Origin of the sequence: Marinilabilia salmonicolor JCM 21150, from assembly GCF_000259075.1 — a bacterium.
Taxonomy (GTDB): domain Bacteria; phylum Bacteroidota; class Bacteroidia; order Bacteroidales; family Marinilabiliaceae; genus Marinilabilia; species Marinilabilia salmonicolor.
On the sequence record NZ_AJKI01000007.1, the window covers coordinates 109,353 to 131,676 of the forward strand.

Below are 22,324 nucleotides of genomic sequence, written 5' to 3' on the forward strand. Positions count from 1 at the left end.
TTAAGCACCCAGCGTTGCCACCATCACCGCTTTAATGGTATGCATACGATTTTCAGCCTGATCAAATACAATAGATGCCGGAGATTCAAAGACCTCCTCGGTTACCTCCAGTCCGTCCAGCCCGAATTTCTGAAAAATCTCCTCTCCCACCTTGGTTTCGCGGTTGTGAAATGCTGGTAGACAATGCAGAAACTTACAGGATGGATTGCCCGTTAGTTCCATTGTTTTGGCATTTATCTGGTAAGGCTTCAACAGGTCTATTCTCTCTTTCCAGGCATCATCGCCCTCTCCCATTGAGACCCATACATCAGTATAGAGAAAATCGCATCCGGCAACCCCCTCTTCCACCTTATTCGTAATGGTAATTTGGGCCCCTGTCTCTTCAGCAATCTGACGGCATTGTGCCACCAGTTCAGCATCAGGTTGAAGAGATTCAGGACCTACAATACGTACATCCATGCCCATTTTAGCTCCTCCAACAAGGAGGGAGTTGGCCATATTGTTGCGCGCATCACCCAGATAAGCAAAGGAGACCTGATTTAACGGTACATTCGAATGCTCTTTCATGGTCAGAAAATCCGCAAGAATCTGCGTCGGATGGAATTCATCGGTAAGTCCGTTCCAGACAGGCACCCCTGCATATTCAGCCAGTTCCTCCACAATTTGTTGTCCAAATCCGCGATATTCAATTCCATCATACATACGTCCAAGAACACGAGCAGTGTCTTTCATCGATTCTTTATGCCCTATCTGCGAACCGGAAGGTCCAAGATAAGTAACATGTGCTCCCTGGTCATGTGCTGCCACCTCAAAAGCACAGCGGGTACGTGTGGAGGATTTTTCGAAAATCAGAGCGATATTTTTCCCTGAAAGCCTTGATTGTTCAGTGCCGGCATATTTGGCAACCTTCAGTTGTTCAGCCAAATCAAGCAAAAAATGCATCTCCTTTTGTGAAAAATCCAGTAACTTTAAAAATGATCGGTTTTTTAAACTAAAAGCCATTGTATTTATTTTAAGTGTTCATTTTCAGATCTATTCTTAGCATAATCTCAGCCTTAATCATACTTATGTAAATCCTTCTCATCGTACTCCATGGTAATTTTGGTCCCAAAGGATTTATCTTCCAATTTTTTGGATTCTGTAATAATACTTTGACGCCCTCCTTTTTCAATAAAAGACAAAGCAGCCCTGATTTTAGGGGCCATATTACCTTCGCCGAAAGTTCCTGTTTCAAGATACTTCGAGGTATCTGTATGATTTAAAAACTCCAGTTTTTGTTCATTGTCTTCTCCGTAATTAAGATAGACAAACGGTACGTCCGTAAGCACATAAAATTCATCCGCTTTAATTTGCGTAGCCAGTATAGAACTTGCCAGATCTTTATCCACCACAGCTTCAGAAGGCCGTACCAGTCCGTTTTCATCGGTATAAACGGGAATTCCGCCTCCACCAACTGCAATAACAATGGTCCCGGCACGGGCATTACTCTCTACCACTTCACAGTTCATGATGGATTTAGGCTCAGGAGAAGGAACCACTCTGCGATATCCGTCCTTGTTCTTCTTTTCCTCCTTAAAGATCCATCCTTTCTCTTTATTGAGCCGGTCTGCTTCTTCTTTTGTCATCATCTTTCCAATCCGCTTGGTCGGATTATTAAATGCTGAATCGTTCGGATTCACCTCCGTAAGGGTCATTAAAGTAAGAACATTTCTTTTAAGGTTGTGTTTACGCAAAACATTCAGCAGGCAACGTTCAATCATATACCCAATCCCTCCCTGACTGTCAGCAACACATATATCCAGAGGCATTTGCGGAACTCCATACTGATTTTCTCCTGCATCGTTGCGCAACAGGATATTTCCCACCTGGGGGCCGTTTCCATGAGTGAAAACCAGATTATATCCCTCTTTAACAAGAAAAATAAGATTCTCAAGTGTTTCGGTGGTGTTGGCTTCCTGCTCTTCAATCGTCCCCGACTGATTGTTTCTCAGCAGTGCATTGCCACCCAGGGCAATTACAGCAAGTTTGGTCATAGTTTAGATTTTGTCTTATTAGAACACTATTTTCGTCAAAAAAAGAAGGTTTAACAATGACCTTTATCAATAATTCCTAATAGTTCTGTGCCTTCTCTTTTTTGACCAGTAAACAGAATCGGAAGACAAGCGCTTGTTAATTTTCTGATTTTTGCGTTAATTTTGAAAAGTGCAAGCCATTTATACCATACATAGATAATTCATTTTATGAAGCAAAGCCCACGTTTTATTTTAGCATCCCTTTCTCTGTGTACAATGTTTGTCTTCCTGGTTTTAGCAGGATGTAAGCAACAACCAAAACAAAAAACACCTGTGGTTTCACAGGGGGTGGTAAATTATGCTATTTCTTATTCGCCCGAAATAAAAGCAAAGAGCTATTCTTTTCTGCTGCCTGAAGAAATGCAATATTTTTTCCGGACCGGACAGGAACGGATTTCATTTGCCGGAGATTTAGGAATTTACACATTGGACTTTATATCCAATCATCGTACCGACAGCAGTGCAACGCTGTTAAAGATTATCAACAAAAAAATGTATGTCCCGGCATCAGAGAGCAATGACCTTTTCATTTTTCAGCAGCTTAAAGAAGGAAAAGTTGTGTTTGAAAAAGATACCACTCGTAACATCTTAGGCTATAAGGCACAAAAAGCTATAATAAAATTACCAAAAAAAAACAGTGAGATCATTGTCTGGTACACGCCCGAGATAGCCACCCCCACTACCAATAAAAACACTCCTTTTGCCAAAATTCCGGGTGTTATGCTTGAGTACGCTATCTATTACAACGATGTATTATTTACACTGACCCCGATTTCTGTAATCGGTGACACGCTTTCTGAGTCCATATTTGAAGTTCCGGAAGATTATCAGGCATCAACTATTCAGGAAATTGAACAAACCATCTCAACAATAATCAAAAAATAAAACAATTAATAATGCTTTTAGCCGTTGAATTTTCGCCAACCTTTATGCTTCAGGTTAAACTTTATTTCTCTTAATAGCATAAAAGGCCCGTTCAATTATTATTTTTGCAGGAGGAAAACCAATTTTACATCATGAGTAACGGCAAAAAGACAACAAAAAGAAAAAGAAGTCAAAAATCAGGTCTCTCCAAATGGGAAACCAATCTGAAGAATTTCAAGTTTAGATTTATCTCAGGTCTGTTGCTGGTAGCACTTTCGTTTTACCTGGCACTGGCCTTCATGTCGTTTTTCTTTACCGGTTTTGCAGACAGAAGTAAATTTGACATTGCCTTTTGGGAGTTTATAAAAGATGCTGAAATTACCGTTGAAAACTGGACCGGCAAATTTGGCGCCTGGTTGGCAGATACTTTCATAAATGACTGGTTTGGGGTCGCTTCCACATCGGTTGTTGTGTTGTTGTTTATGACAGGGATAAAACTGGTAGGGGCCAAAATCATGAAACTCTCTACCGCCTTCGCCCATGCAGCACTTATTACCATTTGGATTTCGCTGACGCTTGGATTCTTTTTCATCGATTCGGTTAATGACAGATATTTATTGCTGGGGGGGGCACATGGATATTTTCTGAGCACCTGGTTACAGGCTGCTATCGGATGGGCAGGAACTTTTATTCTTATTTTAGTTACTCTTTTTGCTTATTTATCATTTAGTTTCGATTGGTTTATTGACCTAATTTCCCGTCCGTTTCACAAAAAGACTGTCGCCAAAGAGGCAAATTCAGGACTCGAATCTCAAAGTGATGAAGTCCGTTCAGATATTTCTTCTTCATCGGTCGAAGAAGAAAAGCATCAGCCAGCAAAACCACTGGATGAAGATCTATCTCTGGAGCGGGCCGTCAGCGGTCTCTCAGATGTGTCAGCACAAGCCAAACCAACTCATGAAACGAACGAAGGAGTGGCCACTGAAGTTCATGATGAAGAAACCCTGGAGATGGATTTTAAGCCTGAGAATACAGATAAATCTCTTGAGCATGACGGTGATGAAGATCTGGAGCTTAAAATTGAGAAAGCTGCCACCGAGGAGATGATGGAGCACAATAAAGATATCCCACTGGGGGATTATGATCCCACACTGGATTTATCATCCTATAAACTTCCTACTTTTGATTTGCTTGATGAACATGATGCTGGTTCAGGCCAGGTGGGTGAAGAGGAGTTGATCTCTAATAAAAACAAGATTGTTAAAACCCTTGAGGATTACAAAATACAGATTAAGAGTATTAAAGCCACTGTGGGACCTACGATTACCTTATATGAAATAGTTCCCGCCCCCGGAGTTCGCATCTCTAAAATAAAGAACCTGGAGGACGATATTGCGCTTTCTCTTGCTGCACTTGGAATACGGATTATCGCTCCCATACCCGGACGGGGAACCATCGGTATAGAAGTGCCTAATTCAGAACCGGAGATCGTATCCATGCGGTCAATAATTACTTCCCGTAAATTCCAGAACAGTAAGTTTGAACTACCCATTGCCTTTGGTAAGACCATCAGCAACGAGACTTACATGATTGACCTGACCAAAGCTCCTCACATGTTGGTTGCCGGAGCCACCGGGCAGGGTAAATCAGTAGGATTAAATGCGATTATCACCTCTTTGTTATACAAAAAGCACCCTTCGCAACTGAAGTTTGTATTGGTGGACCCAAAAAAGGTGGAGCTGAATATTTACAGCAAAATTGAGAAGCATTTTCTGGCCAAGTTGCCTGATGAAGAAGAGTCAATCATTACAGATGTGCAACGGGTGGTGGCAACCCTTCATTCCCTCACTATTGAGATGGATCAGCGTTATGATTTGCTAAAAAAGGCTCATGCCCGAAACATGAAAGAGTACAACCACAAGTTTGTGAAACGTCAGCTCAATCCTGAAAAGGGACATCGTTTCCTTCCGTATATTGTGGTAATTATTGATGAGTTTGCCGACCTTATTATGACTGCCGGAAAGGATGTGGAGATGCCAATTGCGCGAATTGCCCAGCTTGCCAGAGCTGTGGGTATCCACATGATTATTGCCACTCAGCGTCCATCTACCAATATTATTACAGGCGTTATAAAAGCCAACTTCCCCACCCGTGTGGCTTTTAAAGTTGCTTCTATGATCGACAGCCGAACCATCCTTGATTCTCCGGGAGCCAATCAGCTGATTGGTCGAGGCGATATGCTCATTACACAAGGCAGTGATCTGATTCGTGTTCAATGTGCCTTTGTGGATACCCCTGAAGTGGAAAAAATCAATGATTATGTAGGAGCACAACAAGGTTATCCTTCTGCCATGATATTGCCCGAATACACAGGTGGAGACAACGAAGGAGCAGAACCCGGAGAAGTTGATTTATCCAAGCGTGATTCCATGTTTGAAGAGGCTGCAAAAGTTGTGGTAGCCAATCAAAGTGGTTCCACTTCTCTCATTCAGCGTCGGTTTTCCATCGGGTATAACCGGGCCGGACGAATCATTGATCAGTTGGAAGCTGCCGGAGTTGTTGGGCCTTTTGAAGGAAGTAAAGCCCGTCAGGTGCTTATTCCCGATGAATACGAATTGGAAAAACTTTTTGATAATATAAGGTAGTTTGGAACGGAAATTGAACGTCGGATAGAAAAAGACAACATACAATGAAGAAGTTTATTAAATTGCTAAGCATTACCCTGTTATTTACGAGTGCAACGACCCGGGCACAAAGTCCTGAAGTGCTACAGGGCAAGGAGATACTGGATAAAGTCTCGGAAGTGACGAAATCATATAATTCCATCAAGGCTCATTTTACTTTTACTCTTGAAAACAAACAAGCTGATATAGAAGACAGCTATGATGGAACTATTTTGATCTCGGGAAATAAATATAAAGCTGATGTAATGAATGCAGAAAGCTATTTTGACGGTGAAACCCTTTGGACTTATCTTACTGAAGTTGGAGAAGTGAATATATCAACTCCGGATCCCAACGATGAAATGTCTTTAAGTCCTTCCAATATTTTTAGTATTCATGAGGATGGCTTCAGGTATATTTTTGCAGGAAATGAAGTAAAAGACGGAAAACAAATTCAGATTGTGGATCTTTTCCCGGAGGACAGAAATAAGCCTTTTTCACGCATTAAATTGTATGTAAACAAAGCCAGTAAACACATTTCCAAGATTATACAGATTGGGAAGGATGGAAACAATTACATCATCGAGATAAATAAAATGGAGACCAATGTCCCTGTTGATGCTTCACAATTTGTTTTCAAAACAGAAGAACATCCCGAGGTTGATGTGATTGACTTACGATAAACCATTTTTGAATTTGCGATATAGGGCTGTTGTGTTAATTTTGCCATTTCACTACAGCCTTTTTTATGTCAAAACTCATCTGCATCTGTAACAGAGTAAGCGAAGAAGCTATCAAAAAGATTGTAAGCCGATACCCGGAAGCAACACTTCAGGATATTGTAAACAAAACGGCTGCATCAACTTCCTGTGGTCGATGCAAAACGGAATTACAATCAGTATTTGAAAGGCTGAAGGAACAATCTTCAGGAAATAGACAGAATGTGCAGTTAACACTTCCATTTGACTTCTCAGGCAGTTAATGAGTACCTTTTTATTACCAAATATGCTCTAATCATCAGACATAAAAAAGAAGAGACTTCCGGAAGTCCGAAAGTCTCTTCATCAATCAACCAATTACTAAAAAGGATATTTATTACATAAGGAAACTCAGCATAATACCTGCTGCCACAGCAGAACCGATCACTCCAGATACGTTGGGAGCCATGGCGTGCATCAACAAGTGGTTGGAAGGATCACTTTTAAGTCCTTCATGCTGAACAACCCTTGCACTGTCTGGAACTGCAGAAACTCCTGCTGCTCCAATTAAAGGATTGATCTTATTTTCCTTTTTCAGGAATAAATTCATGATTTTTGCAAATAGCAATCCACCAGCTGTAGCTACAATAAAAGAAGCGGCACCCAGTACAAAAATCATCATCGACTCTTTTGTCAGGAATACACTTGCCTGAGTTGAAGCACCAACGGTAAGCCCCAGCAAAATGGTTACGATATCAATCATCTTGGTCCGGGCAGTTTCGGCCAAACGATCAGTAACACCACACTCTTTCATCAGGTTTCCAAAAAACAACATTCCCAGCAGTGGCAGAGCGGTTGGGGAAATAAACAGCGTCAAAATCATTCCGATGAGAGGAAACAAAATCTTTTCAGTCTTAGAAACAGCTCTGGGAGGTTTCATTTTTATCAGGCGTTCTTTTTTGCTGATCATTAACCTCATAATGGGAGGCTGAATAACAGGCACCAAAGCCATATATGAGTAAGCAGCAATAGCGATACTACCAATCAGTTCGGGAGCAAGCTTTGAAGAAGCAAAAATAGCTGTAGGTCCGTCGGCACCACCAATAATTGAGATAGCTCCGGCCTGGTGAATTTCAAATCCAAGCGCCATGGCACCGATAAAAGTTCCGAAAACACCGATTTGGGCAGCAGCCCCGAGAAGCATCAGTCGTGGGTTGGAAATGAGAGAGGAAAAATCGGTCATTGCGCCGATACCTAAAAATATTAGAGGAGGATACACCCCTTTCACCACCCCGAAATAGAGGTAATTGAGCACTGAACCATCTTCGTAGATACCAATCTGAAACCCTTCAATAAAGGGAATATTACCAAGAATAATACCTGTACCAATGGGAACAAGCAACAGTGGTTCGTAGTTAAATTGAATAGCCAGAAAAATAAAAAACAATCCGACAAGAAGCATAACGATGTTTCCAAGTGTAATATTGGAAAAGCCAGTGTATTGCCAGAAAGTACTCATTCCCCTTGACAACGCACTGCCACTGTCAGCTCCACCCTGAATTACATCCTGAGCAGATGCATCTCCCCCGCTAAGCACTGAGACCATGAATAGCAGAGCGAGAACGGTAAATATTGTAACAAATTTTCTCACGTTAAGAATGTTTGAAGGAAGCTATTGAGATAAGCTCCGGTGATTAAACAATCGAGATAAAAACACTATTCAAGAACGATTAAAACATCGCTTTGCAGCACCGAATCCCCTTCTTTCACTTTTACCTCTTTCACTGTTCCATCCTTATCGGCCATTACATTGTTCTCCATTTTCATTGCTTCCATGATCAACAAGGTATCGCCTTTTTTCACCTCGTCGCCTACTTTTGTCAGCATTTTGAAAATACTTCCGGGCAACGGAGCAAGAACCTGGTGGTCTCCGGTTGACGGCTTTTTCACAATATGCCCCTCTCCCGGTTTAGGCTTGACTTCCTGTCTCACCAACCTCGGTGTTTTAACTTTTTTCACCTCCTGCTCTAACTCAACAGAATAAGGTGTTCCGTTCACTTCCACTGAGGCAATATTGTCATCAATGTCTTTGATGTGAACGTGATATTTATTCCCATTTATGGAAAAATCAAACTTTTTCATGTTTACACTAGTTTATTAAAAGGTCAGGTGGAATAATGTCTGTAAGCATCAGTTGAATGATTTTCTGATGCTTACAGATTTATATCCTTTTGATTAATTTATCAGGCGAATGTGGTCATCCTACCTGTGGGTAGTTGGCAACACATTGTTAATGTTGTAAATTTTTGAACTCCATGGAGAGTATCTTCTTTCCACCCGTTTGATGGTAATGATTTTACTCTCATCATCATGAAGATCCGAAAAATACAAGCTTAGTGCCGTACCAATTGCAGCATTTACCTCGCCGGCAATAAAAGGTTCATCACCTTCGGTTCGTTCTACGTATTTGCCTTCTTTCTTCAATCTGCGCTTCAGTTGCATATTCAACACCTTAGGCATGAATTTGAAAACAAAAATGAGCAGAATCAGGGCTGTAAAAACGACTGAATATCCCACTGCTGTGATTACCCAAATTTGCGGCCAGTTTACTGCATCTAATAAATAGGACATAATTTAGTCTTTTTACAAAGGAATATTACTGTGTTTTTTAGGAGGATTTGTCAGCTTTTTGGTCTGCAAACTCTGGAATCCCCGGATTATACGGAAACGTGTATTACGTGGTTCAATAACATCGTCGATGTATCCGTATGAGGCAGCCTGATATGGATTGGCAAACTTCTCCTTATACTCTTCTTCTTTCTTAGCAATGAATTTCTTTTTTTCTTCAGGATCGCTAATGTCTTTCATTGCACGTCCTTCAAGTACCTCAATGGCTCCGGAAGCTCCCATAACTGCAATCTCAGCTGTAGGCCAAGCATAGTTCAGGTCACCCCGCAACTGCTTACAACTCATCACATCATGAGCACCACCATAAGATTTACGAAGGGTAATGGTTACTTTAGGAACTGTAGCTTCACCATACGCAAACATCAGTTTGGCTCCATGAGTAATGATCCCTGCATATTCCTGACCACTACCGGGAAGGAATCCGGGAACATCAACCAAAGTAAGAACAGGAATGTTAAAAGCATCACAGAAACGAACGAAACGAGCTGCTTTGCGCGATGCATCAGTGTCAAGCACACCTGCCAGGAAGTTGGGCTGATTGGCCACCACACCTACTGAGGCACCTCCCATACGACAGAAACCTACAATAATGTTTTTGGCATAATTACGGTGTACTTCAAGAAATTCTCCGTCATCCACAATCGTGTAGATTACCTCTTTCATATCGTAAGGCTGATTGGGATTGTCAGGAATGATTTCGTTCAGAGAGTCATCCAGGCGGTCGATTGGATCGGTGCATTCAGCCAAAGGAGGCTCTTCCAGGTTGTTTTGCGGCAGGTAAGAAAGCAATTTACGCATCAGCATAATTCCCTCTTCCTCATTCTCCAGCTCGAAGTGTGAAACACCTGATTTGGTGGAGTGAACACGGGCACCACCAAGATCCTCGACAGAAATATCCTCACCCGTAACAGTTTTCACAACTTTGGGACCGGTTACAAACATATAGCTGGATTCCTCAGTCATCATGATAAAGTCGGTAAGTGCAGGTGAATAAACAGCACCACCGGCACAAGGTCCAAAAATAGCAGATATCTGGGGAATTACACCTGATGCCAGAATGTTACGCTCAAAAATTTCAGCGTACCCTGCCAATGAAGTAACACCTTCCTGAATACGGGCACCACCACTATCATTGATGCCAATCACGGGAGCTCCAACTTTCATCGCCTGATCCATTACTTTGCAAATTTTTTGTGCAAAAGTTTCAGACAGAGAACCTCCAAAAACGGTAAAATCCTGAGCAAAAACATAAACCACACGACCATCGATGGTACCATGACCGGTTACCACACCATCACCCATGATTTTGTTTTTCTCCATTCCGAAGTTGGTACAACGGTGAGTCACAAACATATCAAACTCCTCGAAGCTGCCATCGTCCAAAAGCATTTCAATACGCTCACGAGCAGTGAACTTCCCTTTGGCATGCTGCGCTTCAATACGTTTCTCTCCACCTCCCAGTCGCGCTTTATTGCGCAATTCAATTAATTGCTTGACTTTATCCTGATTTGACATATTAAATATTGTTTTAAAGTTTCTTCTATTAAAATACCCTGATCCTAAAGTTGTTATTTAGTGTCTTCCAGAAAACCATGATTTTCTGGCCTTTGATAAGAAAGCGCCAAATACGAGGCTTTCGAAGTTTTTGAATTCAGGGAGTTTGCTTTTCGTAAATGACTGATTCAAAAACAAGAATAACGAAGTAGTTGGTGTTTTCCTGCAAAGGCTATTTAGGAGCTTCGCAAAGTTCTGTCAATACCCCAAAAGTTGATTTTGGATGGAGAAATGCAATGCTCAGGCCCTCAGCTCCTTTTCTTGATTGTTTATCAATCAGTCTGACACCGGCTTCTTCGGCTGCTTTCAATTTGTCATTCAAACCGTCCACGGCAAAGGCCATGTGGTGAATGCCTTCACCTTTTTTCTCAATAAATTTACCAATAGGACCTTCAGCATCAGTAGATTCCAGCAACTCAATTTTGGTGTCACCAACTTTAAAAAAAGCGGTCTTTACTTTCTGGTCAGCAACCTCTTCTACAGCGTAACACTCAAGACCAAATACCTTTTCGTAAAAAGGGATGGCATCGTCCAGACTCTTTACTGCAATTCCAATGTGTTCAATATGTGTTGGTTTCATGTAATAAATGTTTATTAAATGTTATATTAATTTGCTTGATTCGAAATTGAAAGTTCAATTGTAAGCTGGTAATTTCCGCATATGACTGAACCTTACTGCGTATTAAAAAGTTAATATAGGTTTAAAGAAATTTTTCCGCAAAAGTAGCAGAAATAAACAACTAACACCACAAAAAGCGAAAGAAAAAATGAGTGTTTTACAACATGCTTTTTTCGGTTTTCATCGTTGGTGTTTATAAATTCTTCTAAAAATTATGAACGCAGTAAATAATTGTTCAATAAATTCTTAATAAAAACTTTCCAGCCACTCTCTGAAGGTTTTCACGCGCTCTTTACTAACGATAATCTCCCGCTTTTCACCCGGTACTTCAATGGTGACTTTAAGTCTGTTTCGCGCGTAATTAACAATATCACCCATATATTTGAAATTTAATATTTCTTTGCGACTGGTGCGAAAAAACATTTTGGGATCTAGTTCTTCTTCCACCTGATTGAGAGATTGGTAAAGATAATAAGATCGTCCCTCATTGTTCAGAATAAAAGTATTTTTCTCTTCGCTGTAGAAACAGACAATATCAGAGGTGTAAACGACCCGCAGATGTTGCCCCACAGTAATGACGAAACGCTCACGATACTTCTTTTCCGACTTCAGGGCGCGTACTGCAGATTCTACTGTCTGTAGGACATCTACTGTTTGGATCTGAGATAAATGGATGTTTTGAAATTTATCCATGGCAGCAATCAAATCAGCGTCTTCAAATGGTTTAAGTAAATAATCAACGCTGTTTACTTTAAAAGCTTTGATGGCAAACCGGTCGTAGGCTGTCGTGAAAATTACAGGAAATTTGATTGGTGTCTCTTCGAAAATGTCAAAGCTTGTTCCGTCTCCCAGTTGAATGTCGAAGAAGCCAAGGTCCGGTTCATCGTTAACGTCCAACCATTTCACGGCCGATGCAACGGATGAGCACACATTTTGCACAGAAATATTTTTATCGTATGCTTTTAGCATGTTGATAAGTTTTTCTGCTGCCAGAGGTTCATCTTCGATAATCAAAACATTCATAAATGGGCTCTTTAATATTTAAAAGGTAATATCTTTTTGATACTCCCAAAAATAATGTATTAATTTAAGAGCCAAATAAAAAACACCTGATAATATGCTTGAATTAATCCAAAAGAGACGTAGTTGCAGAAACTTTACGGATAAAAAACCTACCCATGACCAGATCGACCAGTTGCTAAAGTCGGCTCTTTGGTCACCAACCTCTAAAAATAACCGCCCATGGGAATTTGTAGTCGCTGAGAAAACTGAAACCCTCGAAGCCCTTTCGCAATGCAAACCTCATGGTGCAGCTTTTCTGTCCGGTGCTCCTTTGGGAATTGTTGTTTTGGCGGATCCGGCAAAAAGTGATGTATGGGTGGAAGATTGTTCCATTGCCGCCATTATGATGCAAATGACCGCCGAATCGATGGGGTTAGGTTCTACGTGGATCCAGATTCGTTTAAGACTGGATGAAGAGGGGAATATGGCAGGAGATAATGTGAAAAAGATTATTAATGCTCCGGATGAGATGGAGGTTCTTGGCATTATGGCTTTTGGGTATAAAGCCAAAGAGCGCGAACCCTATACCGAAAACATTTTACTCTGGGACCGGATTCATTATGAAAAATTCTAGGTTAATTTTTCCATCAGTATAAAATTAATGTAAGTTATTGGTCTGATAGCCTGCCCCGATTTATCGGGGGAGCTCGCAATTCTTTTATACATGCACCTTCCCCGACACATCGGGGAAGGTACTGACATGTTTCTTTGTAAACAAAACGGCATAGCCAAAGGAGGAATCAAAGTTCCTTGCTCGTTTAATCAAATAAGCCGGACTCCATTAAGCCCGAAATAAATACTTTTGTATCATCTGAAACCTTGATAGGAATGTTTTTTTGAGTTTTTCCCAGACTAAAACTTCCTGTTTCCGCACCAAACTCATAGTTGAGTTTGGACGATATTTCAGCATTCAGATCTTCGTCAGCAAGAATCTGATTAAAGATATATAAAACGGTTAGCCGATGGGTATCCAACCCTATATCACTACCGCTGGAGAGATTCAAAATCTCATCTTTGGGCACTTCAAATGCAGGGGTTTCAAGTTGAACAGGTGCTTCTGTAATGTTATTCAGTACAATGTTCTGTACCATTCCTGAGAATTTGGCATCTGATGCATTTTCCTGCGTATTGTTAGCCGTATAATGAGCCTTCACCTTCACAGAATAATTTGATGCATTACTAAAAACCGCCTGATTATTTTCGTAAAGCTCCTGAAAAGTTTTTCCACTGAGACTGCCTTCCGGGAATACGAGCTCTGTACTAACGCTGTCGTATGAAAAATCAACGTTGTACAAAGCAACAGTCTTCTGAACATCCGAGACAGCCTCTTCTGCTTGTTCGCAACTGTTCAGCAGTAAAAAAGCGATCGAAAAAAGAAAAATGGTCTTAAAAATTAACTTCATTACTTTGTTTTTTTTTAGATTTTGTGGCGACAAAGATGAAAAAAAATTGAAACTTTATACAATGCCTAATTCAGATGAGAAGGCCAATGAAAAAATGAACATATGCTTTTATGATGGGTTTTAAACTAAAGACTCAGATAATAATCCAAGAAACCTATTACATCAGACCTAATATACTTATATAGCGCCCAACATATAAGGTCTGATTTATCAAATAATCAGGCCAGACCAAATCATTAATATTTTCATAATCAAAACAAAATTTATTGTTATGAACCTAAAACAACTGTTCCTTTCATTAATGATGCTGCTTTTTATGCCTGCATTTTTGGCGGCTGAAGATGCACGGCTGATGCGTTTCCCCGGCATTAGCAACGATAAAATTGTTTTCACCTATGCAGGAGACCTTTATACGGTCCCCATTAAGGGTGGGACGGCCCGAAAAATCACTTCTCACAACGGGATGGAGATGTTTGCCCGGTTTTCTCCCGACGGATCGAAAATTGCCTTTACCGGGCAATACGACGGAAACACCGAAGTTTTTGTGATTCCTGCCGAAGGAGGAGTGCCTGAACGTTTGACTTACACGGCGACATTGAGTCGTGATGATGTTGCTGATCGAATGGGGCCCAATAATATAGTAATGGCCTGGACTCCTGACAGCAAATACATTGTGTTCCGCACCAGAAAAAATACTTTTAACTCATTCAAAGGCCAGCTCTATAAAGTATCTGTTGATGGAGGCATGCCGGAACCGCTTCCCTTTCCTGAAGGTGGGTTTTCATCTTTCAATCCCGATGGAAGCAAGCTGGCATACAACCGGATTTTTCGGGAGTTTAGAACCTGGAAGTATTATCAGGGAGGTATGGCTGATGAAGTTTGGATTCATGACTTTGGCACTCATGAAACCAAAGCCATTACTAATAATAATGCACAAGACCTATTCCCCATGTGGATTGGAGAGGAAGTGTATTTCCTTTCTGATCGGGACAGGACCATGAATCTGTTTGTTTATCATACGCAATCAGAAGAGGTAGAAAAACTTACTGATTTTACTGATTTTGATATTAAGTTTCCTTCCTACAACGGGAACACCATTATCTTTGAAAAAGGCGGTCAACTCTATACTTATGACACCCAAACCAAAGCTGTGAGCAGTATTCCTGTCATCATTAATAATGACATGAATGAGTCCCGGGATGAATTGAAGGATGTTTCCGGTGCCATTGCATCGGCAAGTCTTTCTCCCGCAGGGGAGAGAATTCTTTTTTCGGCCAGAGGAGATCTTTTTTCTGTACCTGCAGAAAATGGCATCACTTACAATCATACGCAGACATCCGGGGTTCACGACCGTGATGCCGAATATTCTCCTGATGGTAAGTGGATGGCATGGCTTTCTGACCAAAGCGGAGAGTATGAGATATGGATAAAACCGGCAAATGGTGAAGGAGAAGCACGCCAGCTCACTTCAGAAGCAGATACCTATAAATTTAATATTAAATGGAGTCCGGATAGCCGGTTTATTGCCTGGAATGATCAAAACTATCGGTTAATGCTTACCAACGTGGCTTCCGGTAATACAAGCACCATTGCAGAGAGTAACTATTCGAGATTGAGTGATTTCACCTGGAGCCCCGACAGCAAATGGATCGCTTTCACCGATGGCCTGCCCAATCAGATGGATGTTATCAAACTGGCCAATATAGAGACAAAAGTTATTGAAAAGATCACAGAAAAGTGGTATGACTCAGGATATCCTGCTTTTTCGGCCGACGGGAAATATCTTTTGTTCACCTCTCAACGGGATTTTAGTCCCGTTTACAGCCGCACGGAATGGAATCATGCCTACATCAATACATACAGGGTTTATATGACCATGCTGAGCAAAGAAACCCCCTCTCCTTTTGCTCCCGAGAATCAGGATGTGAAAGCTGTTGTGAAAGAAACAGATGAAAAGGCAACAGGTGAAACTGAGAATGACATCGGTGTTGACATTGATTTTGAAGGGATTAAAAACAGAGTTGTGGCCTTACCCATTGATGCTGCCAATTATTACAACATCAATTGCGTAGATGGGAAAGTCTATTACATTCGTCGCTATCAGAATAAAGAAGAGGGAGCAGGATTGTTTGTTTTTGACCTCGACAAGGAAAAGGAAACACTTTTAGGAGATTATAATTATACGCTCTCCGCCAATAATAAAAAGATGCTTGTGGGGAAAAACAATACCTGGGATGTAATTGAATTACCCACTGCATCTGTCAACATCGAAGAAGCCGTTGACTTGTCGAACATGAAAATGCACATTAATTTCAAAGAAGAATGGCAACAGATCTTTGATGAAGCATGGCGTCAGATGCGTGATTTCTTTTATGTGGAAAACATGCACGGACGTGACTGGAAAAGCATTTATGAAAAATACAATGCGCTGGTTCCATATGTCAATCATCGAAATGATCTCAATTACATCATTGGAGAAATGATCGGAGAGTTAAATGCCGGTCATGCTTACGTAAATACAAGCGATAAAACCCAACCAAAACGTATTCAAACAGGATTGCTGGGAGCCACAATCGAAGCTCATGAATCAGGATATTTCAGGATTACCGAGATTCTGGATGGTGCTCCCTGGAGTGAAAAAATGAATTCTCCATTGCAAATGCCCGGAGTTGATGTGAATGAAGGTAATTACATAATTGCAATAGACAGAAATTCAACCAAAGATGTTGACAATATCTATGAACTTCTGATTGGTAAAGCAGGGCAAACTGTTGAATTGCTGATAAATGTGAAGGCGGAAAAAGCTGGAGCACGAAAAGTCCTTGTGAAGCCCATCAGCGATGAGAGTGAATTAAATTATTTTAAATGGGTAAATGAGAATATCCAAAAAGTAGAAAAGGCAACCGATGGGAAAATCGGGTACATCCACATTCCGGATATGGGACCTAATGGGCTGAATAAATTTGTTCGCTTTTTTTATCCTCAACTCGACAAACAAGGCCTGATAATCGATGACCGCGGAAACGGAGGAGGCAATGTTTCTCCAATGATTCTGGAACGTCTTGCCAGGGAAGCCTACCGAGCAAATATGCGACGTAATTCCACAGCAGTAACGCCCATCCCCGCACAAACACTGGTTGGTCCTAAAGTGGCACTGATAGATAAATATTCAGCTTCAGATGGAGATTTGTTTGCCCATGGCTTCAAAGCATTAGGAATTGGTAAAACCATTGGGACCAGAACCTGGGGTGGCATCGTTGGAATTACTGGTTCATTGCCCTTTGTGGATGGTACCGACCTTCGGATTCCTCAGTTTACCTCCATTTCAATGGGTGGAAAGTGGATGATAGAAGGAGTTGGTGTTGAACCTGATATTATTGTTGAAAACGATCCGTGGAAAGAATTTAATGGTGAGGACGAGCAGTTAAACAAAGCCATTGAAGTAATTATGGAGGAATTAAAAGACCGAAAACCACTACCGGAAATTCCCGAAGCACCGGTGAAGTAATCTAATCAGGAGGGAGTGTTAAGAAACTCCCTCCTTTTTTCTAAGAAAATACGAAAAAAATTTCCGCACTTAATCTTTTGTAAATCTTAAAATTGCCCATTATTCGGCAGTTTGGGTCCAATAAATAACCACATTTTTTACTGTAACAATTTGCACAGGAAACAATATTTTGCCTATATTTGCACCGCGTTTGAGAGAAACACCTACTCAAAACAGCAACGATTCCGTAGCTTAATTGGATAGAGCACCTGGTTACGGCCCAGGAGGTTGGGGGTTCGAGTCCCTTCGGGATCACAGAGTAAAGCCGAAATTCTGAAAAGAATTTCGGCTTTTTCATTTATAATGACCGGTTCCGGACTTCTAAACCCAAATTCAGACACCCTTCAAAAAAATATGATTTTTATCAGGACATGGGTTTTTCAAATAAAAAAATAATACGAAAAACAGCTGATTTAAAGGCATTAAAAAAACAACAGGCTCCTTCCATGTTTTATACATCAGATTTTTTATTGACAAATAAAATCTTTTGTATTACTTTAGCATTGGGTTAGGGTTAAGGTTTGAAAGGTCTGTCGGAATGCCGGCGGGCCTTTCTCTTTTTCCAGATCATTATGGATCGGTCTTATTATCCCCCCCCCTCTCAATATTATTTAAAAATCTATCAATGGATTTCCGAGACCAGGTTTTTATATCAGTAGCCGAACACCTTAGTTTCTCCAAAGCAGCAGGAGACCTTAACATCAGTCAACCGGCAGTTACCAGGCACATTCAGGAATTGGAAGAACGTTACCACATTAATTTATTTGAACGGAAAGGCAACAAAATATATCTTACAAAAGCCGGTGAAAAAGTATATAATTCCTTTAAACAAATTGCTGCTCAATACAGGGAACTTGATTTTGAAATTGGCCAGATGCAGAACAGCATCAAGGGAGAATTTAATATAGGTGCAAGCTCCACCATATCCCAGTATGTTATTCCTCGGATTATAGCATCTTTTCATAAAAGGTATCCTAAAATTCAGATTTTCCTGAGAAATGGCAATTCTTTTGAAATGGAAAACGCATTACAGGAAAACCAAATTGATATGGCTTTGGTTGAAAATTGTTCTTCACAACCGGGCATCCGTTACAAAAATTTCATGGATGATGAATTGATTGTTGTTACCGGAGCCAACAGCGTATATGCAAAACGTGAAGAGCTTAGAAAAGATGAATTGGTGCAAATCCCCATTGTATTGCGTGAACAAGGGTCAGGAACACTTGAAGTTATTAAGGAAGCTCTGACACGACAAAAAATAGAATTTGAGCGATTGAATACTTTTATCCATCTCGGAAGTACTGAATCTATTAAAAATTTTCTCTCCGTTTTTGATGGTCTGGCCATCGTATCTGAAAAAACCGTAAGTACCGAGTTGTATCTCAAAACCCTCGTGAAATTAAAGGTATCGAACTTCACCATCCCCAGAAAATTCAGGATGGCGTTTCGGTTTGGTCACAAGAGTAAACAGGTGGAACTCTTCGAAAACTTTCTAAGCAACTATAACTTTTAGTTATCGACAATAGATAATTAGCATTTGCTCAAGCTATAGTGGACGCCTATTTTTGTAATCAAAAATATAGGTATGCACATCGCAAAAGCAATTACTGAATCTGATTTCATCAAAGTAAAAGAGCAGATCTCTGCTAAACTTTACCCGGCAATAATAGGTCTTTGCCTTCTTCCGTTTGTTTCCCCTGCCATTGCCTTGTCGATTGGCATCATCCTTTCTTTAACAGGATTCAAGCATCAAAAGAGCAGCAAATACACATCTTTGATTCTCCAGACCTCCATTGTTTTATTAGGTTTTGGAATGAATCTGGAGGAAGTAATTGCGGTATCAAAAAGTGGTTTTTCAATAACCCTGATATCTGTTACTGCAGTAATGATTCTTGGGATTATTCTGGGAAAACTTTTTAATGCAGAAAAAAACATTGCTCTTTTAATTGCTACAGGTACTGCAATTTGCGGTGGTAGTGCCATTGCAGCAGTTGCTCCCATTTTGAAAAGTAAAGATCATCAGAATTCTTTTGCTCTGATTGTCGTTTTTGTGCTAAACGCTGCGGCATTGTTGATATTTCCGTTTATCGGTCATCAGTTGCATTTAAGCCAGGAAGTTTTCGGTAATTGGGCAGCCATTGCCATACACGACACCAGTTCTGTGGTAGGTGCAGGAGCTCTTTATGGGCAGGAAGCATTACATATTGCCACCACGGTGAAACTCATCAGGGCATTATGGATTATCCCCCTCTCCCTGGTAATGGTTTTGCTTATTAAAAGCAGTGATAAACAATCTATTCGGTTTCCATGGTTCATACTATTCTTTGTTATAACTATTGTATTTGCCAATATATTCCCTCAATTGCAAAACAGTTACGCTCATTTTAGCTGGCTTGGACAAAGAGGTCTGGTGGTGGCTCTTTTTCTGATCGGATCAAATATAACATTTGCCCAAATCAGGAAATCAGGATTAAAAAGTTTTGCACTGGGAATATCACTATGGTTGATCACTGCCGTGGGTTCATTAATCATTTTAATGCGATAAAATTATGCCTGACATCTGGGTTTTTCTGGTTATTATTTTTTCAAGTCTTATCAAAGGAATTACAGGGTTCGGATTTGCATTGTTCTCATTTCCCTTGTTGTTGATCTGGTATTCCCCAAAGGAGATAATACCGGTTTTGATGATATGCAATCTTATTGCCTCCATCTTGATTGTCGTTCAAAAGAAAGAGCACAAACTGTTGGACAAGAATGCTTATTTTCTGATTGAAGCAGGAGGATTATTTACCATTGCCGGCGTAATAGCCCTCAGTGCTTCCACCGGACATTTGCTGGTGAAATTATCCGGACTGTTTTTCATTGCGCTGACCATATACTCAAAGTTTTCAAGGAGAAAGAACTCCCCCCTGCCCTCGAGGCATTACCTCTTTGCTGGCGCATTTATCGGATTTTTAACCGGAGCTGTATCAGTAAGCGGTCCTCCTCTGGCACTCTTCCTGAACCGGGCAAAAGTAAGTAACCGAAAATTCAGGGAAATTTTTGCGGCTTTTAGTGTGGTAACCGCTGTTATTGCTATTGCCGGGTATTACCAGACAGGAATGATCTCAACAGAAACCTTAAAAATTTCCTTGTTGTTTACTCCGATATTGCTTACTGGCACCATTGTGGGAAAGAAATTGAACACCAAAATGTCTGTGAGCAGTTTCCAAAGAACCAATATTGTGCTTACACTGATAGCGAGTCTTTTGCTGATAGTAAACCCCGGATAAACTAAATCTCAGACATTGCCTTACTTTTTTACCTGATTAAACAAACAATTTCCACAGACTCCTCGTTTTTATTATTTTTGTAATCCCTGCCTGAAAACCGTAAAAAAACATATTTATATGAGAAAAGCACTGAGATCTGTGGGAGCAATGGCTCTTGTAGCATTATTGGTATTGGGTTCAAATAAAGCCAATGCCTGCACCAATGTATTGATTACAAAAAACGCTTCGGCCGATGGATCAACGATGATTTCCTATGCCGCCGATTCGCATGTTTTATTTGGAGAATTGTACTACTGGCCGGCCCAAAATCATCCGGATGATGCCATGTTGGATATTCATGAATGGGACACCGGCAAATACCTGGGACAAATAAAACAAGTTCCCCACACCTACCGGGTTATAGGAAATATGAATGAGAATCAGGTATCCATTGCCGAGACAACTTTTGGCGGACGACCAGAACTGCGCGACACCACCGGAATAATAGATTACGGAAGTTTGATTTACGTTGCCCTTCAAAGAGCAGAATCAGCCCGTGATGCTATCAATATCATGACTTCCTTGGTGGAAGAGTATGGATATTACAGTTCTGGAGAAAGTTTTTCCATAGCCGATCCTGACGAAGTATGGATTATGGAGATGATTAGCAAGGGGCCAAATAACAAGGGAGCTGTTTGGGTAGCCCGCAAAATTCCCGACGGATACATTTCCGCCCATGCTAACCAGGCTCGTATCACCACATTCCCGCTTAACGATGAGGAAAACGTTATTTATTCAAAAGATGTTATATCTTTTGCCCGGGAAAACGGATATTTCGACGGCAAAAACAAAGATTTCAGTTTTGCCGATGCTTATGCTCCCCTCGATTATGGCGCTATTCGTTTCTGCGAGGCCAGAGTTTGGAGTGCTTTCCGTCAGGTAAATCAGGAAGAAGCCGATAAGTATGAAGATTTTATTTTAGGGGAATCAGAAGAACGTATGCCCTTGTTTTTTAAACCACAAAATAAGGTGAGCGCCCGTGATGTTATGAACATTATGCGCGACCATTTTGAAGGAACAGCTTTGGATATGACTAAAGATGCCGGAGCAGGTGCCTACAAGGTTCCGTATCGCTGGCGACCGCTTACCTGGGAGGTAGATGGAGAAGAATACCTGAACGAACGTGCCATTGCCACTCAGCAAACAGGGTTCTCTTTTGTTGCTCAAATGCGAAACTGGCTTCATGATCCTATTGGTGGAATTCTTTGGTTTAGTGTGGATGATGCTGATGCATCGGTTTATGTTCCCATGTATGCAGGAATTCAGAGTGCCCCCCACGAATTTGCTGTAGGCAACGGAAATATGCTCGAATTTTCCTGGGACGCTGCATTCTGGGTGTTCAACTGGGTCTCAAATATGTCCTACAGTCGATACAGTTATATGATTAAGGATATCAGGAAGGTACAACAGGAACTGGAGGACAAATTTGAGCAAATGCAACCGGCCATCGACAACACTGCCAGTACCCTTTACGAACAGGATCCGGAACTTGCAGAGCAATTCCTGACTGATTACACACACAATCAGGCCCGTATTACAGTTAAAAAATGGCAGGAACTGGGACAATTTTTAATGATTAAGTACCTGGACGGAAACATCCATCCCGAAAAAGACGGAAAATTTTTGAAAAACGAATATGGCAATCCTCATTCCCCAGAATATCCGGGATATAATGAAGAATATTACCGGAATGTGGTTAAAGATGCCGGAGAAAAGCTAAAAATGAAAGAGGTTTCGCAGGATTAGTCAGCAGTAGTTCTTAATGGACGAAATCATCCATGGAATAACTCAAAACACCCATATAAAAGAGGCAGTGTTCGAAAACATTGTCTCTTTTTTTATC

General features: G+C 40.9%; 19 protein-coding genes and 1 tRNA gene. 11 read left to right on the forward strand and 9 right to left on the reverse strand.

Annotated features, from left to right (window positions below; all coding sequences use genetic code 11):
- Together W7W_RS0105570 and W7W_RS0105575 are read right to left on the reverse strand one after the other, a co-directional pair.
- Positions 1–1,002, reverse strand: a complete 1,002-nt coding sequence (locus W7W_RS0105570; protein ID WP_010662835.1) for an ornithine carbamoyltransferase — start codon at positions 1,000–1,002, stop codon at positions 1–3.
- A 53-nt stretch (positions 1,003–1,055) separates the two neighbouring features.
- Entirely contained in the window at positions 1,056–2,033 is a 978-nt protein-coding gene (locus W7W_RS0105575; RefSeq protein ID WP_010662836.1) for a carbamate kinase, read from the reverse strand.
- A gap of 207 nt (positions 2,034–2,240) precedes the next feature.
- On the opposite strand from W7W_RS0105575, the gene W7W_RS0105580 reads away from it, so the two are divergent.
- From W7W_RS0105580 to W7W_RS23115, 4 genes are all read left to right on the forward strand, one after another.
- Positions 2,241–2,957 carry a membrane protein gene (locus tag W7W_RS0105580; RefSeq protein WP_029510378.1) on the forward strand — a complete coding sequence of 239 codons (717 nt, stop codon included), beginning with the start codon at positions 2,241–2,243 and terminating at the stop codon, positions 2,955–2,957.
- 131 nt (positions 2,958–3,088) lie between these two features.
- Complete coding sequence (locus tag W7W_RS0105585) at positions 3,089–5,581, forward strand: FtsK/SpoIIIE family DNA translocase (protein ID WP_010662838.1); 2,493 nt, start codon at positions 3,089–3,091, stop codon at positions 5,579–5,581.
- Between the two features lie 44 nt (positions 5,582–5,625).
- A complete protein-coding gene (locus W7W_RS0105590; RefSeq protein ID WP_010662839.1) occupies positions 5,626–6,282 on the forward strand; it encodes a LolA family protein in 657 nt (218 codons plus the stop codon).
- A gap of 65 nt (positions 6,283–6,347) precedes the next feature.
- Positions 6,348–6,581, forward strand: coding sequence for a (2Fe-2S)-binding protein (locus W7W_RS23115; protein WP_010662840.1), 234 nt, complete (start codon positions 6,348–6,350; stop codon positions 6,579–6,581).
- A 113-nt stretch (positions 6,582–6,694) separates the two neighbouring features.
- Here W7W_RS23115 and W7W_RS0105595 read toward each other — a convergent pair whose 3' ends face one another.
- The 6 genes from W7W_RS0105595 to W7W_RS0105620 all read right to left on the reverse strand — a co-directional run bounded on the left by W7W_RS0105595 (position 6,695) and on the right by W7W_RS0105620 (position 12,181).
- On the reverse strand, positions 6,695–7,948 hold the full coding sequence (locus W7W_RS0105595) for a sodium ion-translocating decarboxylase subunit beta (RefSeq protein ID WP_010662841.1): 1,254 nt from the start codon (positions 7,946–7,948) through the stop codon (positions 6,695–6,697).
- Positions 7,949–8,013: 65 nt separating this feature from the next.
- A complete protein-coding gene (locus tag W7W_RS0105600) occupies positions 8,014–8,439 on the reverse strand; it encodes a biotin/lipoyl-containing protein (RefSeq protein ID WP_010662842.1) in 426 nt (141 codons plus the stop codon).
- A 120-nt stretch (positions 8,440–8,559) separates the two neighbouring features.
- Positions 8,560–8,928: an OadG family protein gene (locus W7W_RS0105605; RefSeq protein ID WP_010662843.1), complete on the reverse strand. Its 369-nt coding sequence runs from the start codon at positions 8,926–8,928 to the stop codon at positions 8,560–8,562.
- Positions 8,929–8,940: 12 nt separating this feature from the next.
- The gene (locus W7W_RS0105610) at positions 8,941–10,500 is read right to left on the reverse strand and encodes an acyl-CoA carboxylase subunit beta (RefSeq protein WP_010662844.1); all 1,560 of its coding nucleotides are present in this window, start codon (positions 10,498–10,500) and stop codon (positions 8,941–8,943) included.
- 211 nt (positions 10,501–10,711) lie between these two features.
- Positions 10,712–11,119, reverse strand: a complete 408-nt coding sequence (gene mce, locus W7W_RS0105615; protein ID WP_010662845.1) for a methylmalonyl-CoA epimerase — start codon at positions 11,117–11,119, stop codon at positions 10,712–10,714.
- 285 nt (positions 11,120–11,404) lie between these two features.
- Entirely contained in the window at positions 11,405–12,181 is a 777-nt protein-coding gene (locus W7W_RS0105620; RefSeq protein ID WP_010662846.1) for a LytR/AlgR family response regulator transcription factor, read from the reverse strand.
- Between the two features lie 94 nt (positions 12,182–12,275).
- Between W7W_RS0105620 and W7W_RS0105625 the strand changes: the two genes are divergently transcribed.
- Positions 12,276–12,794, forward strand: coding sequence for a nitroreductase family protein (locus W7W_RS0105625; protein ID WP_010662847.1), 519 nt, complete (start codon positions 12,276–12,278; stop codon positions 12,792–12,794).
- A 184-nt stretch (positions 12,795–12,978) separates the two neighbouring features.
- Here W7W_RS0105625 and W7W_RS0105630 read toward each other — a convergent pair whose 3' ends face one another.
- Complete coding sequence (locus tag W7W_RS0105630; RefSeq protein WP_010662848.1) at positions 12,979–13,623, reverse strand: hypothetical protein; 645 nt, start codon at positions 13,621–13,623, stop codon at positions 12,979–12,981.
- A 271-nt stretch (positions 13,624–13,894) separates the two neighbouring features.
- Here W7W_RS0105630 and W7W_RS0105640 point away from each other — a divergent pair, with 271 nt between their 5' ends.
- The 6 genes from W7W_RS0105640 (at position 13,895) to W7W_RS0105670 (ending at position 22,227) form a co-directional block, all read left to right on the forward strand.
- Positions 13,895–17,131 (forward strand): S41 family peptidase, encoded by a 3,237-nt coding sequence (locus W7W_RS0105640; RefSeq protein WP_025007326.1) that lies wholly within the window; start codon positions 13,895–13,897, stop codon positions 17,129–17,131.
- 220 nt (positions 17,132–17,351) lie between these two features.
- Positions 17,352–17,425, forward strand: a tRNA-Arg gene (locus W7W_RS0105645).
- 370 nt (positions 17,426–17,795) lie between these two features.
- Positions 17,796–18,683 carry a LysR substrate-binding domain-containing protein gene (locus tag W7W_RS0105655; RefSeq protein ID WP_010662850.1) on the forward strand — a complete coding sequence of 296 codons (888 nt, stop codon included), beginning with the start codon at positions 17,796–17,798 and terminating at the stop codon, positions 18,681–18,683.
- A 72-nt stretch (positions 18,684–18,755) separates the two neighbouring features.
- Positions 18,756–19,715, forward strand: coding sequence for a YeiH family protein (locus tag W7W_RS0105660; RefSeq protein WP_010662851.1), 960 nt, complete (start codon positions 18,756–18,758; stop codon positions 19,713–19,715).
- Positions 19,716–19,719: 4 nt separating this feature from the next.
- A complete protein-coding gene (locus W7W_RS0105665) occupies positions 19,720–20,442 on the forward strand; it encodes a sulfite exporter TauE/SafE family protein (RefSeq protein ID WP_010662852.1) in 723 nt (240 codons plus the stop codon).
- A gap of 117 nt (positions 20,443–20,559) precedes the next feature.
- Complete coding sequence (locus tag W7W_RS0105670) at positions 20,560–22,227, forward strand: dipeptidase (protein ID WP_010662853.1); 1,668 nt, start codon at positions 20,560–20,562, stop codon at positions 22,225–22,227.
- The last annotated feature ends 97 nt before the right edge of the window (positions 22,228–22,324 follow it).

Excerpts from the sequence above, each read along its gene's own strand:
- W7W_RS0105665 (WP_010662852.1), top strand. The coding sequence starts at position 19,720 with ATGCCTGACATCTGGGTTTTTCTGGTTATTATTTTTTCAAGTCTTATC.
- W7W_RS0105590 (WP_010662839.1), top strand. The coding sequence starts at position 5,626 with ATGAAGAAGTTTATTAAATTGCTAAGCATTACCCTGTTATTTACGAGT.
- W7W_RS0105620 (WP_010662846.1), bottom strand. The coding sequence starts at position 12,181 with ATGAATGTTTTGATTATCGAAGATGAACCTCTGGCAGCAGAAAAACTT.
- W7W_RS0105600 (WP_010662842.1), bottom strand. The coding sequence starts at position 8,439 with ATGAAAAAGTTTGATTTTTCCATAAATGGGAATAAATATCACGTTCAC.
- W7W_RS0105640 (WP_025007326.1), top strand. The coding sequence starts at position 13,895 with ATGAACCTAAAACAACTGTTCCTTTCATTAATGATGCTGCTTTTTATG.
- W7W_RS0105585 (WP_010662838.1), top strand. The coding sequence starts at position 3,089 with ATGAGTAACGGCAAAAAGACAACAAAAAGAAAAAGAAGTCAAAAATCA.
- W7W_RS0105660 (WP_010662851.1), top strand. The coding sequence starts at position 18,756 with ATGCACATCGCAAAAGCAATTACTGAATCTGATTTCATCAAAGTAAAA.
- W7W_RS0105610 (WP_010662844.1), bottom strand. The coding sequence starts at position 10,500 with ATGTCAAATCAGGATAAAGTCAAGCAATTAATTGAATTGCGCAATAAA.
- W7W_RS0105575 (WP_010662836.1), bottom strand. The coding sequence starts at position 2,033 with ATGACCAAACTTGCTGTAATTGCCCTGGGTGGCAATGCACTGCTGAGA.
- W7W_RS0105630 (WP_010662848.1), bottom strand. The coding sequence starts at position 13,623 with ATGAAGTTAATTTTTAAGACCATTTTTCTTTTTTCGATCGCTTTTTTA.
- W7W_RS0105655 (WP_010662850.1), top strand. The coding sequence starts at position 17,796 with ATGGATTTCCGAGACCAGGTTTTTATATCAGTAGCCGAACACCTTAGT.
- W7W_RS0105570 (WP_010662835.1), bottom strand. The coding sequence starts at position 1,002 with ATGGCTTTTAGTTTAAAAAACCGATCATTTTTAAAGTTACTGGATTTT.
- W7W_RS0105580 (WP_029510378.1), top strand. The coding sequence starts at position 2,241 with ATGAAGCAAAGCCCACGTTTTATTTTAGCATCCCTTTCTCTGTGTACA.
- W7W_RS0105605 (WP_010662843.1), bottom strand. The coding sequence starts at position 8,928 with ATGTCCTATTTATTAGATGCAGTAAACTGGCCGCAAATTTGGGTAATC.
- W7W_RS0105625 (WP_010662847.1), top strand. The coding sequence starts at position 12,276 with ATGCTTGAATTAATCCAAAAGAGACGTAGTTGCAGAAACTTTACGGAT.
- W7W_RS0105670 (WP_010662853.1), top strand. The coding sequence starts at position 20,560 with ATGAGAAAAGCACTGAGATCTGTGGGAGCAATGGCTCTTGTAGCATTA.
- W7W_RS23115 (WP_010662840.1), top strand. The coding sequence starts at position 6,348 with ATGTCAAAACTCATCTGCATCTGTAACAGAGTAAGCGAAGAAGCTATC.
- mce (WP_010662845.1), bottom strand. The coding sequence starts at position 11,119 with ATGAAACCAACACATATTGAACACATTGGAATTGCAGTAAAGAGTCTG.